Raw genomic sequence first — 15141 nt, forward strand, 5'->3', positions numbered from 1 at the left:
TAGCGAAAGGGGGCCTGTCCGTCCCGAAAAACCTGTCTGAAACCCCAAGTGATGTCCGGACATCCATTTCTTCTGATGGTCCCTTCAGACAGAGCGGATCCACTGCCGGGGGAAGACCTCAGCGGGGGAGCCGCTCGAGCAGGATGCCGGCTCCCGGGGACTCGGGCCGGTAGTAGGCGAGGCGCCCGGGAAGGCAGGACAGGACGGCGCCGGAGCTGTGCAGGCAGATGGCCTGGAGCGCCTCGGCGAGGGGCAGTTCCCGGCCGTCGAGCTTCAGTCCGGCCACCATCACATGGCAGGTGGGGCCGGCCCCCTTGGCTTTGAGCAGCTTCTCCAGCTCGGCGGGGTAGTCCTGGTGGCTGGGGACCAGGGTGCCCAGGGCGGATTGGTAGGGCAGGTCTCGGCCAAGGCGAGCCAGGATCTCGTGGCGGCGCTTGGCGCTGGCCAGGAACTGGGTCCACCGCGCCTGTTTTTCCGATCGGAGGAAGGCCTTCACGAACGGCCCTTCGTGATCCGTGGGGCCCTCTCCGGTGATGGGATCGGGCCTCAAGGCCGCCGCCGCTTGAAGTGGTTGCGGCTGTAGACCGCGAAGGGCTTGTCGGGCTGGGCGAGCTCGAAGGTCTCAGTGAACTCGTCGGCGGAGATCCAGTCATAGGTCTCCCGTGCCTTCCAGGTGCTGGGGATGTTCTCGACCTGCTCGCTGTCGAACACGCTGCGGGTGGGCGTGCTCAGGGCCGGGTTGAGGGCGTAGGTGACGACGAAGCCCTCCTGGTGGAACTGCCGGAACAGGAGCGTCTTCCGCTTCTTGTCGTAGCTGAACAGGCTCCAATGCTCGTGGACTTCGCCGGTCTTGTTCTTCTCCTGGGGCGGGAAGGTCGAGGTGTTGCGCTCGTGGAGGAAGCGGCCGTTCAGGACGAACTCGTAGCGCCGTGCCGCCGTGCCCGTCCCCGGCTCGCCCGAGGCCGCGCCCTGCCACTCGCCGGCCAGGGGCCGAAGGGGCGCCCAGGGATCTGGCTTCGCCTCCGGCGCCTGGGCCAGGAGGGTGGCGCCGAGGAGGCAGAACAGGGCCGCGGCGGGTCGGGTCATGGCGTTCCTTCCGGAGGGGATCAGGGCTGGGTGGGGCCGTCGATGGCCATGATTCTAACCCGCAGCGAGGTCTCGACCCTCGCGGCGCGGGTGATGCCGATGCTCAGGGTGTAGCGGTAGAGCCTGCGGGAGGCGGACTCCACCGTCCAGGTCTCGAGGGTGGCCTCCGACTCCTGGTCGTCAGGCCTCAGCCTTCTTTCGATGACGACCTGGCTGACCCGGCTGAAGCGATCCTGAGGGAACCGGGCGTCGTGGAAGGCCCTGATGCCGTAGTAGAGCTCCGGAAGGCAGCCTTCGCCCCGGGCGATCGACTGGAATGCGCCCTCGGGCGGCAGCTGGAGGGGCTGGCAGCCCAGGAGCAGCAGGGGCAGGAGCAGGACGGCCTTCACGGGGCGGGGATCAGGGACAACCCCAGGAACCGCGCCCCGGGGACGGGGTTCGGGCGATAGGGCGGGATGTCGCGGAAACCGAAGGCCAGGTACAGGCCCTGGGCCTCGGCCATGCTGGGCAGGGTGTCCAGGACGAGCTCCGCATAGCCGGCGGCCCGGGCCTCGTTGATGAGGCGGGTGACGAGCCGCCGGCCCAGTCCCAGCCCCCGGCCCTGGGGCCGGACGAAGAGTCGCTTCATCTCACCTCGGATGGGACTGAGGCCCCGGAGCGCGATGCAGCCCACGGGCCGGCCATCCTGCTTCGCGAGGAGCAGCCGCCCCGCGGGCGGTGCGTAGTCGCCGGGCAGGCGCCTCACCTCCTCGTCGAAGGACTGGAACCCGAGGTCGATGCCCAGGCCCGCCTGGTATTCCAGGAACAGCCCCCGGACCGCCTCGAGGTCCTGGCTGCATCCGGCGGGGTCGATGCTGAGCATGGAAAGGCTCCGGTCGCGGCTGGGAGTCAGCCGGGGCCGCCGGCGGAGGGCGGCACCTCGGCGCGGTAGACGAGGAAGTCGGTGGCGGGGGCGGGGCTTCCGAGCCGGCGGAGCATGGCGGCGAGCTGGCCGCGGTGGTAGGTCGAGTGGTTGGCGGCGTGGACGAGGAGGTCCCGCAGCGCGTGCGAGGCCGCCTTGCCGCTGAGCAGGGTGAACGCGCAGGTGGCCCCCAGGTCCGCCTCGGAGAGTCCCGCGAGGAAGGCGTCCCGCTCCGCTTCGACCTCCTTCAGTTGCCCCACCAGCTGGGCCAGGTCCGCGGACGCGACCCAGCCGGGCGCCGCCGTGGGATGGCTGCCCCGCCAGCGCTCCAGCCACAGCCACTCGGCGGAGACGATGTGGGCGAAAGTGGTGCGCAGGGTGGGGAAGCTGCCCCCGAGATCCTGGGCGGCCGCCTCCGGTGGGAGCTGCAGGATGGCCGAGGCGAGGCGCGCGTTGGCCCAGGCGTCGTAGCGGAAGAGGTCGAGGAGGTCGGCGGGGGTCATGGTGGCTCCGGATGGCGCATCGCCGGATGGAAGGGATCAAGCATAAGCGAAGGCGCGGGGGCCCGATGGGTGGGCCGGCTTCTTTTCCTGCGTGCCTACCTGGTGCCCGACCGCTGGTTCTGGGCCACTGCGGCTTGGATCAGATCTTTGAACGCCCCGGCATCCAGTGACTCGCCTTCGCGAAGGTCAATGGCCCGGCGCGTGCTCCCCTCCAGGCTGGAGTTGAAGAGGTGTCGAGGGTCATCCAAGGAAGCACCCCGGGCGAAGGTCAGCTTGACGACCTGCTTGTAGGCCTCTCCCGTGCAGACGATCCCGGCGCGGGACCAGGTGGGAACACCCAGGGGATTGGTGGGTTTGATCCATTTGCAGTCCTCCTCGATCTCCGGAACCGCCTCGTGGATGAGGCGGCGGATCTCCGCCAGGGTTCCGGCCCGCCAGCCGCCGAGAGACTGGATCTTCGCGTCAATTTGAGCAGAGGTGATGGGTGCCTGCTGAGAGGATGCGCCGGGCCGGGCCTCTGCCTTCACCCCTGGCCCGTTGCGCTTGGATGGGATCGCCACAGATCATCCTCCGATGGCTTGTGATGCCCGATGGGAGCAGTCCCGTGGCTCGGCCCGCACCGGGGAGACGGGCAGCCGGGATGGCAGGAAGGTGAGAGAGAGCGGAGGGTTGGGCCGAACGGTTTCATGTGAGTACCGCGAGCAACCCAAAGAGAAGAAGGAATACCCCAAGGAACCGGACTCCGAGAACCGTTGTGGGGTAGATGACCAATGCCCGGCGCTTGTTGATTTCGGCGAGTTGACCAGGCCACACCTGATGCGCGAGGCCTATGAGAACCACCACGATGCCGATGAGATGTTGTTGCGTTTGCTTGTCCATCGAGCGGTACCTGCTTGGTGAGGCCTAACGATGTGGCTAACTGGCCGCGTCTGCACTGAGGCGATGAGCGAAGCCGAGAACGCGAAATGACGAGAGAGAGCGGAAGGCAATGCAGGCGGGGACTGCGTTGAGCGGAAGGTTAGGGCGACGGGAAGCCCATGGCTTTTGACACACGCTCCATTGCTGCTCTCATTTCCTGAGCTTCTGACTCCAACAGGTGATCCGATATCTGATTCAATCTGTGATTCTCGCTGAATAGAATCATCAAAATAATTTCCATTGATTTGCGTGACATTTTGAATTTGTCATTCCAGGCACCACCGCAATCTCGAGTAAAGTAGACCTCACCGCGTTGAACTTCATTATCAAATTCATCCATATGATTCTTCCTGGCTTCATGGTCTCCCCATTTCCAGTAGTCACCGAATAAAGAATTGAATTTCTTGTACAACTCCCAGAACTGCTCATCCGTGTAAGCTGGCTGAAACGGCATGAAACTTCCTCCTGGATGTGATGAGCCCTAACGATGTGGTGTGTTTGAAAGCAGGGTACTGGAAACTTTTCTTGCGCGGGCAAATGATCGCACGGCCCCAGTGCGGGCCAAGGGCGCAATGGCTGCGCTGTGACCGTCACATCCATGGCGGCCCCGCGGGGCTTTGTCCCGCGCTGTGTACTACTGGTGGGCTCCTCTGTGCAGGAAAAGCTGGGCGTCAGGCTGGCTAGCTGAATAGGGTTTGTCCTGGATGAGGACGACCCGCATGACCAGGACCAGTTTCCTCATGAGACCGCCGACCGATCTACCGCCACGCCACCACCAGCTGATACTCCTTCTGATACGGCGGACTCCAGGCGGACTCCACGTGAAAATTCGGGGCGCTTTTCAGCACTTACGAACGCCTGCGATCACTCAAAAATGGCCCGAAACCAGGACAAGCGAAAGCCCCGAAACCTAGTGGTGACGGGGCTTTGCGGGTGGAGCGGGCGACCAGGATTGAACTGGCGACATTCAGCTTGGGAAGCTGACGTTCTACCACTGAACTACGCCCGCGGCAGGGGTCCATGCTAGCGCAAGTGGCGGCCTTGGGGCCAGTCCTGGTCAGCCCAGGTAGGCGGCGATGACGCGCTCGTTGCGGGCCAGCTCGGCGGGGGTGCCTTCCACGGCGATGCGGCCGCGCTCCATGACGTAGGCGTAGTCGGCCACTTCGAGGGCGCTCTTGGCGAACTGCTCCACCAGCAGGAGGGTGATGCCTTCCTCTTTCAGGCGCCGGATGGTGCGGAAGACCTCCTGCACGATGACCGGGGCGAGGCCCATGGAGGGCTCGTCCAGCAGCATGACCTTGGGCCGGGCCATGAGGGCGCGGCCGATGGCCAGCATCTGCTGCTCGCCGCCGGACAGGGTGCCCGCGGCCTGCTTCATCCGCTCCTTCAGCTTGGGGAACAGCTCGTAGACGCGGTCCAGGTCGGCCTGGGCCTTGGCGCGGAAGCCCAGGAAGCGGGGCAGGCGGCTGTAGGCGCCCAGCAGGAGGTTGTCCTCCACCGAGAGCGGCCCGAAGACCTTGCGGCCCTCGGGCGAGTGCGCCAGGCCCAGGCGCGCGATGCGCGAGGCATCGAGGCCCTGCACCTCATGGCCATCCAGCAGGACCCTGCCGCGGCTGGGCTTGAGGCCGCCGGAGATGGCCCGCATGGTGGTGGTCTTGCCAGCACCGTTGGCGCCGATGAGGGCCACCAGGGTGCCCTGCTTCACGGTCAGCGTGGTGCCCGTCAGCACCTCGCTGGCGCCGTAGCCTGCATGGAGATCTTCCACTTGAAGCATGGATGCCTCCTAGGCCGGCTGCGGCGAGGGTTCGCCGGGGAGATCGGTTTGCGGGGGCTGGCCCAGGTAGGCCTCCACCACCTTGGGATGGCGCTTCACCTCGTCAGGCGTGCCCTCGGCGATGACTTTGCCGCCGTCCAGCACGGTCACGGTGTCGCAGAGCTCGCTCACCACGTCCATGTGGTGCTCGATGAGGAGGATGCTGATGCCGCGCCTGTGGACCCGCTTGATGATCTCGATGAGCTGGACCACGTCCGGGTGGGCCAGGCCCGCGGCGGGCTCGTCGAGGATGAGCAGGTCGGGCTTGCGGGCCAGGGCGCGGGCCACTTCCAGGAAGCGCTGGGCGCCATAGGTCAGGTCCTTGGCCTTGGTGAGGGCCTGGTCCTTCAGCCCGATGCGGTCCAGCAGGCAGAGCGCGTCGGCCTGGGCCTGGCGTTCTTCTTTGCGGGCCAGGCCCAGCAGCACCAGGGGCAGGGGGCTGCGGTACACGCCCTTCAGCGCCACCATGACGTTCTCCAGGGCCGTGAGCTCGGCGAAGAGCTGCAGGTTCTGGAAGGTCCGCGCCACGCCGGACTTGGACACCTGGTAGAGGCTGCCCGAGGGCAGGACCGAGCCCCGGAGCAGGATGCGCCCGGCGCTGGGCGTGTAGAGCCCGGAGATGACGTTCACCACGGTGCTCTTGCCGGAGCCGTTGGGTCCGATGAGGCCGTGGATGGCGCCGGACTTGATCGTCATGGAGAGGCCGTCCACAGCCTTCACACCGCCGAAGTACCGCTTGAGGTCCTCGATGACCAGCAGGGGCGCGCCATCGGCGCTGCGGGGCGGCAGGATGGCCTCGATGTCCGAGGCTTCGGGCAGGGGCGCGTGGGGCACCCGGAACAGCTTCGCCAGGAAGAGGGACAGGAAGCCCATGAGACCCTCGGGCAGGCCCACCACCACGGAGAAGAGCATCAGGGCGAAGATGGCCTTGCGCCAATCCTCGGTGTTCTCCACGAAGAGGCCGCCCACCACCAGCAGTCCCATGGCCACGACGGGGGCCAGGGCCTGGAAGGGCCGCGTGGTCTTCTTCACCAGGCCGCGCAGGCCCGCCGCCAGGGCCATGGCGAAGCCCAGGCCGGAGAAGATCTGGAAGAGGTGGCGATTCGACAGCAGGTTGGGCAGCAGCACGATGACCGTGGCGCCCACGAAGGCGCCCCACAGGCTCTTGCGGCCGCCCAGCACCACGCCCAGCAGCAGGATGATCATCAGGTCATAGGTGAAGCTCTGGGGCTGCAGGTACTGGAAGTTGAAGGCGTAGAGCCCGCCCGCCAGGCCGCCGAGACTCGAGCCCAGGGCGAAGGCGGCCACCTTGTGCCGGTAGGTGCCCACGCCCATGGCGTCCGTGGCGATGGGGCTGTCCCGCAGGGCCTCGAAGGCCCGGCCCCACTGCGAGGCCAGCAGGTTGCGCATCACCATCCACACCAGGGCCAGCAGGGCCAGGCAGAGCCAGAAGAACAGGGGCGGGGTGAGCGCGTGCCCCCAGACCGGCGGCCGGCTGAGGCTCAGGCCCTGGGCGCCGCCCGTGAGGCTCTCCAGCTCGTTCAGCGCCGTGGTGCTGAGGGCGGCGAAGCTGAGGGTGGCCAGGGCGAACTGGGGGCCTTCCAGGCGCAGCGCGGGCAGGGCCAGCAGACCACCCAGCAGCAGGCCCACGGCCATGGCCGCCAGCAGGGCCGGAGCCATGCCCAGGCCGAACTTGGTGACGGTGAGGCCGGCCGCGTAGGCGCCCAGGCCCAGGAAGGCCACGTGGGCGAGGTTCACCTGGCCCAGGTAGCCCACGGTGACGTCCAGGCCGATGAGGAGGATGCCGTAGATGGCCAGCAGGGTGAGCAGGCCCAGGGCGTAGGGATTCACCACCAGGAGCGGGATGGTGGCCAGGAAGGCGAAGACGATGAGCTCGGCACCGCGGAGGAGGAGGATGCGCTTCATCTCACACCTTCCGGATGATGGCTTTGCCGAACACGCCCGTGGGCCGCACGGCCAGGGCGAGGATCAGCAGCACCAGGCCCGGCGCCTCGCGCCAGCCGCTGCCCAGGTAGAAGCTGGCCAGGCTTTCCAGCGCCCCCAGGAACATGCCGATGAGCACCACGCCGAAGCCCGAATCCAGGCCCGCCACCACGGCCACGGAGAAGGCCTTGAGGATGAGCGCCGAAGCCATGGTGGGGCCCACGGTGGTGATGGGCGAGACCAGGATGCCCGCCAGGGCCGCCACGGCGCCCGACAGGGCGTAGGACAGCATGACGGTGCGGGTGGCCGAGATGCCCATGAGCTCGGCGGCGTCGCGGTCCGCGGACACGGCCTCGAAGGCCTTGCCCAGCAGGGTGCGGCGCTTGAACAGTTCGATGGCGCCCATGATGGCCAGCACGCCCACGGCCACGGACAGCTCGAGCCGGGTCACGTCCACGCCCAGCACGTGGATGGGATCGGCGGAGATGGGGGTGGGGAAGGGGCGGTCGTCCCGGCCCCAGAGGTTCTCGGCGGCGGAGAAGAAGAAGAGGCCGATGATGATCGTGAGCAGGATCCAGCCTTCGCTCTTCTGCTCCAGCGCCAGCCGCACGCCGGCGCGCTCGACCACCAGGCCCATGATGGCGCCGAAGAGCAGGCCGCCGGGAATCATGGCCCAGTAGGGCACGCCAAGGTTGAGCAGGGTGAGGCTGAAGAAGGCCGAGACCATCACCAGCTCGCCCTGGCCGAAGTTGATGCTCTTGCTGGTGGCGAAGGTCAGCTGGAAGCCGTAGGCGATGAGGGCGTAGACCAGCCCCATCAAGGCGCCGCTGACGGCCATCTGCCCAATGATCGATGCATTCATGCGCGGCCTGTCCGGGGGAAAAAGCGGGGGGCCGAAGCCCCCCGGGTTCACGGGTTGGGAAAGCTACTTCTTCTTGCCCTTGATCTTGGCGGGCGTGGCGCTCAGCGCGGACTTGCGGAGGCGCTCGCGGTCGGCGTCGTTGCCGAAGACCACGTGGCCGTCCTTCACCATGCCCATGACCGTCTGCTCGCGGCGGAAGGCCTCGTGGGTGGTCACGTCGGCGGGATCCCACTTGGTGTAGGGGTGGTTCCAGGTGGCGATGACGCCCTGCACGGGCTCCTTCAGGTCCTCCAGGGCCTCCTTGACCTTCTTCGTGTCGGTGCTGCCGGCCTGCTTCACGGCGGCGGCCATGAGGTAGACGGCGTCATAGCCCTGGGCGGCGGCCACGGGGGAGGGGATGCGGCCCACCTTGAAGGTCTTGTGGTAGCCGTCGATGAAGGCCTTGGCCTTGGGGGTGATGGGCTCTTCGATGAAGGTCTGCGGCATCAGCGTGCCGTTGCCGTTCTTGCCGGCGTTGTCGATGTAGTTGGACATGGAGAGCGTCCAGCCGCCGATGAGCGGGGCCTTCATGCCGATCTTGGCCATGCCGTTGGAAATGGCGGCCAGCTCGGGCCCGATGCCCCAGATGAGGATGGCCTGGGCGCCGGCGGACTTGGCCCGCAGCAGCTGGGCGGTCATGTCCTTGTCGCCGATGTTGAACTTCTCCTGGGCCACGACCTCCAGCTTGCTGCCCTGCTTCTTGATCTGGTCCAGCATGTCGTCGCGGCCGGAGACGCCGTAGTTGGTGGAATCGAAGACCACCGCCACCTTGGTGAACTTGCGGTTGATGGCCTCCTCCACCACCATGGCCGCCTGGATGCCGTCATGGGCGGCGAAGCGGAAGATGGAGCAGTCCTTCACGCCGGCCTTGCTCCACTGCGTCATGGAGGCCGAGCCCGCGGCGGGGCAGATGATCTTGGTGATGCCCTTCTCCTGCAGGTGCTTGTCGCCGGCCATGCAGACGCCGGTGTTCACGGTGCCGATGACGCCCGTCAGGTCGCTCATGGCGGCCAGCTCCTGGGCGATGAGGGCGCCGCGCTCGTTCTTGGCCTCGTCATCGCGCTCGACGATCTCGATCTTCATCTTCTTGCCGCCCACCAGGATGCCGCCGGCGGCGTTGATCTCGGCGATGGCGAGCTTGGAGCCGTCCCGCGCGGAGGTGCCCATGGGGGCGGAGCCGCCGCTGAAGGGTCCCGTGAGGGCGATCTTCACGGTGTCTCCGGCCGTGAGGCCGAGGGCCGTGAGCAGGAGCGATCCCTGGACGATCTGCTTGAACATCGTGTCCTCCTCAGAGGCGGTGGATTGGGTGGATGGATGGGCGCAAGCATAGCGGCCCTGGGCCCTTCCGGGAAGGTGGGCCTGTTCCTTCCAAGCTTCGAAATCAGATCAATCGGGCCAGCACCCAGGCGAGCAATGACTCGCCGCCGGCCACCCGCTGCTCCGCCACGAGGAGGGGCAGGTCCAGGGCCCGCGCATGGTCGGGGCCGAGCTTCACCGCGTCCTTCTCGGTGCAGACCAGCCAGGCGGCGCCTTCGGCCCGGGCCTGCGCCTGCAGCCGGCGCAGGTCCGCCGGCGAGGGGCCCCGGTGGTCCGGGAAGCTGCGCGAGCCGGTCCAGGCATGCCCGGCCAGCAGCAGGTCGGCGTAGAAGGCCTCGGGGTGGCCCAGGCCGCACCAGGCGAAGGCCGGGCCCTGGACCTCGGCCGCCGGCAGCTCCGCCGGCCAGCGGCGCAGGCCGCCCAGGGCGAAGTCCACCCAGAAGACGGGGCCACCCGAACCGTGGCGGGCCCACCAGGCTTCGATCTCAGGGCGGTCCTGCACCCGCGCGGCGCGGGTTACCACCAGGGCCTGGGCGCGGCGGGCGCTGTCCACGGGCTCGCGCAGGTCACCCAGGGGCAGCATCCGCCCGTCGCCCCAGCGGCGCACGCCATCGAGCACCAGCAGGTCCAGGTCGCGGTGCAGGGCCCGGTGCTGGAAGCCGTCGTCCAGCAGCAGGCAGCGGAGGCCCGGCCGCTGGGATTGGGCCCGCATGGCCGCCGCCTCGCGCTTCCGGCCCACCACCACGCGGCGGGCGCCCAGGCGCCGGGCCATGAGCAGGGGCTCGTCGCCGGTCTGCCGGGGATCGGAGTCGGCCTCGACGCTCATGGGATCCACGTTCCGCCGCCCGCCGTAGCCACGCGAGAGCACGGCATTGGTCCAGCCGGCGGCCTCCAGCCCTTCGGCCAGGAACAGGGTGAGGGGCGTCTTGCCGGTGCCCCCGGCGCTGAGGTTGCCGATGGAGATCACGGGGACCGTGGCATGGGCGACCCGCTCGGGGTGGGCGTCGAAGCCCCGGTTGCGGGCGCGCACCACGGCCCCGTAGAGGGGTGCCAGCGGGGCAGCCAGGAGGCGCAGGAGGGACATGCACCCAGGGTAGCGGAGGTCGGCGGCGGGAATGGATTTCGTCCCGGGTCCCGAGGGGAGGTTTCCATCCGACCCTGGCCCTGGGTTAAGCTAGGGGCCTCCCCGGGACCTGCATGGCTGAACCCAGCTTCATCGACCAAAGCAAGCTGCGCTTCCGCGAAGGCGAGCTGATCTTCCGCAAGGGGGAGATGGCCCAGCAGATGTACATCATCCTGTCGGGCAAGGTGCGCCTGTATGTCTCAGAGGAGGCGCAGGGGGAGTGGGCCGAGGAGCTCGCCAAGGGGGATTTCTTCGGGGAAGGCAGTCTGCTGGAGGCTTTGCCGCGCCAGCACACGGCCCTGGCCCTGGAGGATTCGGACCTCATCGCCATCAACCGCGGCACCTTCATGCGGATGATCCGGCAGAACCCCGAAGTCTCCGTGAAGATGATGCAGCGCCTGGCCCAGCGGCACCGCGAAGTCGGCGAGCGGCTGGAGTCCATGGACGCCAACCGCCCCGCCAAGGTCGTCACGGCCCCGGTGGCCAACCTGGTGTCCGTGCTGAGCGGCAAGCCCCACCCGATCCTGTCGCACGGTTCGCTCATCGGGCGCTTCGATCCCACCACGGGCGTCCACCCCGACATCGACCTGACGGACGAGGACCACAACCTCAGCGTGTCCCGGCGCCATGCCCGCATCCTCTGCGAGCACGGCCGCTACTTCCTGCTGGAGGAACCCGGCGTGGCCAACGGCACCTTCGTGCGCGGCGAGCGCATCCAGCCGGGCGAGCCCCGGGAGCTGAAGCACGGCGACCGCGTGGGCTTCGGCATGGTGGTGCTGTTCTTCGAAAAGACGTAACCTTCCGGCGGGCAGGAGACGGGAGGCGCTCATGGGGACGGATCTGCTGGTCGAGTTGTGGCGGGATGAGCACGGCGTCATCCGGGAATTGGTGCAGTTCGGGCTGGATGAGGTGGGCGGGGCCTGCATCATCCGCGAGCGCAACAGCCTGGATGCCCTCGATGGCGACGCGAACGAAGGGGACATGGTGATCGCCCGTTTCGGCGATCCTGAAGATGCGCGGGATTTCCTTCGGGATGAGGGCTTCGAGCCACTGTGACCGTCTGGCGGGACGATCCGGATTATCGTGGAAGCCATAGGCTCTCGGAGGTTCCCATGCATTCGCTGTTCGTTCCCGCCGACCGGGATGCCCTGGCCCGGCGGTTCGCGGAGCTGGAGCCGGGTGCACAGCGCCAGTGGGGGAAGATGGACGCGGCCCAGATGCTGAGGCACTGCTCCATCGCCCTGGGCGATCTCCTGGGGGATCGTCCGGTGAAGCAACTCTTCCTGGGGAAGCTGATCACACCTTTGATCCGGGGCCAGATCTTCGGGGAGAAACCCTTCCGTCGCAACTCCCCCACCGATCCCATCTACGTGGTGTCCGATCCCCGGGATTTTGAGACTGAGCGCACGCAGCTGGCCACCTTCATCGACCGCGTGGTCCAGCGTGGCACCGCCAAGACCGAGGGCATGGTCCACCCCTTCTTCGGCCGCCTGAGTGGCGAGCAGTGGGGACGCCTGATCTACAAGCACTTCGACCATCACCTGAGGCAATTCGGCGTTTGAGCCTTCTCATATCTGCAAAATGGCCCGGCGACTGCCGGGCCATTTTGCAGCAGGGAAGGGCGGCTAGTTCGAGCCGATACCCAGCGCCTTGGCGGCCTTGGTGAGTTCGGGAACGACCTCGAACAGGTCGCCCACTATCCCGTAGTTCGCCAGCTTGAAGATGGGCGCCTCGGGATCCTTGTTGATGGCGACGATGAACTTCGAGCCGCTCATGCCGGCGATGTGCTGGATGGCGCCGCTGATGCCACAGGCGATGTAGAGGGTGGGGCTCACGACCTTGCCGGTCTGGCCCACCTGCATGCTGTGGGGCAGGCCCCAGCCCGCGTCCACGGCCGCCCGGGAGGCGCCCACGACGCCGCCGATGGCGTCCGCCAGCTCTTCGAGGATCTTGAAGTTGGCGCCGTCCTTCATGCCGCGGCCGCCGCTCACGATGACGTTGGCTTCGCTCAGGTCCACCTTGCCGCTGGCCTTGGCCAGAATCTCCTTCACCACGGACTTGAAGTCCCCGGCGGGAGCGGCGAGGGATTCCATCGTGCCGGCGCCGGCCTTCTCGGCGGCGGCGAACACGTTGGGCCGGGTGGTGGCCACCTGGATGGCACTGGCGAAGCTGGTGGTGGCAAAGGCCTTCCCGGCGTAGACGGGGCGGACAGCCTGGAGCTTGCCATCCACGATGGAGAGCCCGGTGACGTCCGACGCGTAGCCGGCACCCAGACGGGCGGCGGCCCGGGGGGCCATGTCCTTGCCCACGGCGGTCGCCGCGGCGAGCAGCACGGTGGCGCCCTTGGCCTTCATGGCCTCGGCAATGACGGCGGCGAAAGCGTCACTGGAGTAGGAGGCCAGCGTGGCGCCTTCGGCGGTGAGGATCAGGTCGGCGCCGTACTTGGCGGCCTCGGCGGCACCCGCGCAGGAGGCGCCGGCGAAGAGCGCGCCCAGCTGCCTGCCCGCGGCATCCGCGAGGCGGCGGCCTTCGCTCAGGGCTTCGGCGCTGGGCTTGCGGATCTGGCCATCCTTCAGTTCACAGAACACGAGAATCATGGAGTCGTCCTTTCGAATCGGAATCGGCGGGGAGCGGCCTAGAAGACCTTGGCTTCGTCCTTGAGGGCCTGGATCAGGGCCTGGGCCTGGGCGGCGGCATCGCCTTCCAGCTTGCGGCCGGCGGGGCGCTCGGGCGGCAGGGCCAGGGCGATGGTTTGGGTGCCGACCGTCGCGGGCACCGCGTCCACTTCCTCGATGGTCTTCTTCTTGGCGGCCATGATGCCCTTGAGGCTGGCGTAGCGGGGCTCGTTGAGGCCCTTCTGGGCGGTGATCACGGCGGGCAGCTGGCCCTCCACGATCTCGGAGCCGCCTTCGATCTCGCGCTCGGCCTTGAAGGTGCCTTCACCCAGTTCCAGCATCACGATCACGTTGGCCTGGGCGACGCCCAGCAGCTCCGCGAGCATCGGTCCCATGGCGGCATTGTCGCCGCCGAGGCCCTTGTTGCCGCAGAGGATCAGGTCGAAGCCCTTGTCCTTGGCGTAGCCGGCGATGATCTGTGCCACGGCGAAGGCGTCGCCCTGGCCATCGCCCCGGAGCAGCACGGCGCTGTCGGCGCCGAGGGCCAGCGCGTTCTTCAGCACGTCCTTGGCGCTGTCGCCGCCCACGGAGAGGGCCACCACCTCGGCGCCCTTGCCCTCCTTGGTGCGGATGGCCTCTTCCAGCGCGTACTCGTCATAGGGGCTGGTGATCCACTTGACGTCGGCCGGGTCGAGGGACCGGCCATCGGCGGCGACTTTGATCTTGGTTTCGGTGTCGGGTACCTGCTTGAGGGCGACGAGGATCTTCATGGGCGCTCCCTGATGCGTCTTGGACAGGCCGGCGGATAGCCGACCCAAAGGAAGAGTTTAGCCTGAGGAAGTCCAGATCCCATCGGGGTTTCGCAGGTTTTTGGAGGTCATCACGCCTGCCTCAGGGTAGGTTGGAACACTCCGGTGAGGTGGACGGTACATGCGCGACGCGACGCCGAATTTCCAGGATGCGCTGGTCCTTACGGGGGGCGGCACGGGTGGCCACTACTTTCCGGCCATCGCCCTGGCGGAGGGGGCCCGGGCCCGGTGGTCTGACCGTCTGATCACTTTCGTGGGCGCGCAGCGTGGCATCGAGGCGAGAGAGCTGCCCGCCACCACCTGGCCCCACCTGCTGCTGGACGTGGAGGGTTTCCTCGGCCGCTCGCCTTTGCGGGCCGCGCGGTCGACCTGGAAACTCGGGCGCGCCGTCTTCCGCCTGAAGGCCCTCTGGCGCCGGGAGCGGCCCTGGGCCGTGATCGGCACCGGCGGCTACGGTGCCGCGCCCGCGCTGCTGGCCGCCCGCTCACTGGGCATCCCCTTCTTCCTGCACGAGAGCAACGCCGCGCCGGGCGCCCTGGTGAAGCTGGTGGCGCCGAAGGCCCGGCGCGTGTGGTGCGGCATGGAGGCCGTGCGTCCGCTGCTGCCGGGCGCCGACTGCCGCGTGGTGGGGACGCCGGTGCGGGGGGCCTTCCTGCGCACCTTCCGGCCCGTCGCAGAGCTGGCGCCACCCTTCCGCGTGCTGGTGCTGGGCGGCAGTGGCGGGGCCCGCGCCCTCAATGAGGCGCTGCTGGAACTGGCGTCAGCGCTGCTGGAGCGCCAGCCCGACTGGGAGATCCTGCACCAGACGGGGCCGGCGGAACTGGAGCGCCTGAAGGCGCGGCCGCGCCATCCGCGCCACGCGCTGGTGCCCTTCATCGCCCGCATGGACGAGGCCATGGAAGCTGCGAGCCTGGTGGTGGGCCGCTCCGGCGCCAGCACCTGCGCCGAGCTGAAGGCCGCCGGGCGCGGCGGGCTCCTGATCCCCCTGCCCACCAGCGCGAACGACCATCAGCGCAGGAACGCCCTGGCCCTGGCGGCGGAGGGGCGGGCCCTCGTCCTCGAACAGGGGCCGGAGTTCATCCCGCGGCTCGAGGCGGCCCTCCTGCCGTTGCTGGAGGATCCCTTGGCGCGACAATCACTGTCCAGCGAGCCCGAATCCAACCGGGCGGTGCAGCTCTGCCTGGATGATCTGGGCGCCTGTCTCGGCTGAG

The 15141-nt window shown here is 68.1% G+C and carries 18 protein-coding genes and 1 tRNA gene; 4 read left to right on the forward strand and 15 right to left on the reverse strand.

Features of this window, described 5'->3' with window-relative positions:
- Positions 1–118 precede the first annotated feature (118 nt).
- The 13 genes from QOZ81_RS06090 to lpxK all read right to left on the reverse strand — a co-directional run bounded on the left by QOZ81_RS06090 (position 119) and on the right by lpxK (position 10467).
- On the reverse strand, positions 119–550 hold the full coding sequence (locus tag QOZ81_RS06090) for a hypothetical protein (protein ID WP_291200061.1): 432 nt from the start codon (positions 548–550) through the stop codon (positions 119–121).
- Positions 547–1086 (reverse strand): hypothetical protein, encoded by a 540-nt coding sequence (locus QOZ81_RS06095; protein ID WP_291200058.1) that lies wholly within the window; start codon positions 1084–1086, stop codon positions 547–549. The genes QOZ81_RS06090 and QOZ81_RS06095 overlap by 4 nt, the downstream gene beginning before the upstream one ends.
- A gap of 20 nt (positions 1087–1106) precedes the next feature.
- Positions 1107–1475: a hypothetical protein gene (locus tag QOZ81_RS06100; protein ID WP_291200055.1), complete on the reverse strand. Its 369-nt coding sequence runs from the start codon at positions 1473–1475 to the stop codon at positions 1107–1109.
- A complete protein-coding gene (locus QOZ81_RS06105) occupies positions 1472–1948 on the reverse strand; it encodes a GNAT family N-acetyltransferase (protein WP_291200052.1) in 477 nt (158 codons plus the stop codon). The genes QOZ81_RS06100 and QOZ81_RS06105 overlap by 4 nt, the downstream gene beginning before the upstream one ends.
- Positions 1949–1974: 26 nt before the next feature.
- On the reverse strand, positions 1975–2490 hold the full coding sequence (locus QOZ81_RS06110; protein WP_291200049.1) for a DinB family protein: 516 nt from the start codon (positions 2488–2490) through the stop codon (positions 1975–1977).
- 95 nt (positions 2491–2585) lie between these two features.
- Positions 2586–3050: a DUF1801 domain-containing protein gene (locus QOZ81_RS06115; protein WP_291200046.1), complete on the reverse strand. Its 465-nt coding sequence runs from the start codon at positions 3048–3050 to the stop codon at positions 2586–2588.
- A 458-nt stretch (positions 3051–3508) separates the two neighbouring features.
- Positions 3509–3862, reverse strand: coding sequence for a hypothetical protein (locus tag QOZ81_RS06120; RefSeq protein WP_291200043.1), 354 nt, complete (start codon positions 3860–3862; stop codon positions 3509–3511).
- A gap of 480 nt (positions 3863–4342) precedes the next feature.
- Positions 4343–4417: transfer RNA gene (locus tag QOZ81_RS06125), tRNA-Gly, on the reverse strand.
- Positions 4418–4465: 48 nt separating this feature from the next.
- Positions 4466–5182, reverse strand: a complete 717-nt coding sequence (locus QOZ81_RS06130; protein WP_291200038.1) for an ABC transporter ATP-binding protein — start codon at positions 5180–5182, stop codon at positions 4466–4468.
- Positions 5183–5191: 9 nt separating this feature from the next.
- Positions 5192–7147, reverse strand: a complete 1956-nt coding sequence (locus tag QOZ81_RS06135) for a branched-chain amino acid ABC transporter ATP-binding protein/permease (protein WP_291200035.1) — start codon at positions 7145–7147, stop codon at positions 5192–5194.
- Position 7148: 1 nt separating this feature from the next.
- Complete coding sequence (locus QOZ81_RS06140) at positions 7149–8027, reverse strand: branched-chain amino acid ABC transporter permease (RefSeq protein ID WP_291200032.1); 879 nt, start codon at positions 8025–8027, stop codon at positions 7149–7151.
- Between the two features lie 63 nt (positions 8028–8090).
- Positions 8091–9344 carry an ABC transporter substrate-binding protein gene (locus QOZ81_RS06145; RefSeq protein WP_291200029.1) on the reverse strand — a complete coding sequence of 418 codons (1254 nt, stop codon included), beginning with the start codon at positions 9342–9344 and terminating at the stop codon, positions 8091–8093.
- A 103-nt stretch (positions 9345–9447) separates the two neighbouring features.
- Positions 9448–10467 carry a tetraacyldisaccharide 4'-kinase gene (gene lpxK / locus QOZ81_RS06150; RefSeq protein WP_291200026.1) on the reverse strand — a complete coding sequence of 340 codons (1020 nt, stop codon included), beginning with the start codon at positions 10465–10467 and terminating at the stop codon, positions 9448–9450.
- A 113-nt stretch (positions 10468–10580) separates the two neighbouring features.
- Here lpxK and QOZ81_RS06155 point away from each other — a divergent pair, with 113 nt between their 5' ends.
- Genes QOZ81_RS06155 through QOZ81_RS06165 form a run of 3 tightly spaced genes read left to right on the forward strand, consistent with a single transcriptional unit; the run spans position 10581 to position 12068 of the window.
- The gene (locus QOZ81_RS06155; protein WP_291200023.1) at positions 10581–11303 is read left to right on the forward strand and encodes a cyclic nucleotide-binding domain-containing protein; all 723 of its coding nucleotides are present in this window, start codon (positions 10581–10583) and stop codon (positions 11301–11303) included.
- A 31-nt stretch (positions 11304–11334) separates the two neighbouring features.
- Positions 11335–11562, forward strand: a complete 228-nt coding sequence (locus tag QOZ81_RS06160) for a hypothetical protein (protein ID WP_291200020.1) — start codon at positions 11335–11337, stop codon at positions 11560–11562.
- A 56-nt stretch (positions 11563–11618) separates the two neighbouring features.
- Entirely contained in the window at positions 11619–12068 is a 450-nt protein-coding gene (locus tag QOZ81_RS06165) for a DUF1569 domain-containing protein (protein WP_291200018.1), read from the forward strand.
- A gap of 63 nt (positions 12069–12131) precedes the next feature.
- On the opposite strand, the gene QOZ81_RS06170 is transcribed toward QOZ81_RS06165, so the two are convergent.
- Together QOZ81_RS06170 and QOZ81_RS06175 are read right to left on the reverse strand one after the other, a co-directional pair.
- Entirely contained in the window at positions 12132–13103 is a 972-nt protein-coding gene (locus QOZ81_RS06170) for an electron transfer flavoprotein subunit alpha/FixB family protein (protein ID WP_291200015.1), read from the reverse strand.
- A 38-nt stretch (positions 13104–13141) separates the two neighbouring features.
- Entirely contained in the window at positions 13142–13891 is a 750-nt protein-coding gene (locus QOZ81_RS06175; protein ID WP_291200013.1) for an electron transfer flavoprotein subunit beta/FixA family protein, read from the reverse strand.
- Positions 13892–14051: 160 nt separating this feature from the next.
- Between QOZ81_RS06175 and QOZ81_RS06180 the strand changes: the two genes are divergently transcribed.
- Positions 14052–15140: a UDP-N-acetylglucosamine--N-acetylmuramyl-(pentapeptide) pyrophosphoryl-undecaprenol N-acetylglucosamine transferase gene (locus QOZ81_RS06180; RefSeq protein ID WP_291200011.1), complete on the forward strand. Its 1089-nt coding sequence runs from the start codon at positions 14052–14054 to the stop codon at positions 15138–15140.
- Position 15141: the final 1 nt, after the last annotated feature.

The organism is Geothrix sp. (genome assembly GCF_030219325.1).
Classification (GTDB): Bacteria; Acidobacteriota; Holophagae; order Holophagales; family Holophagaceae; genus Geothrix.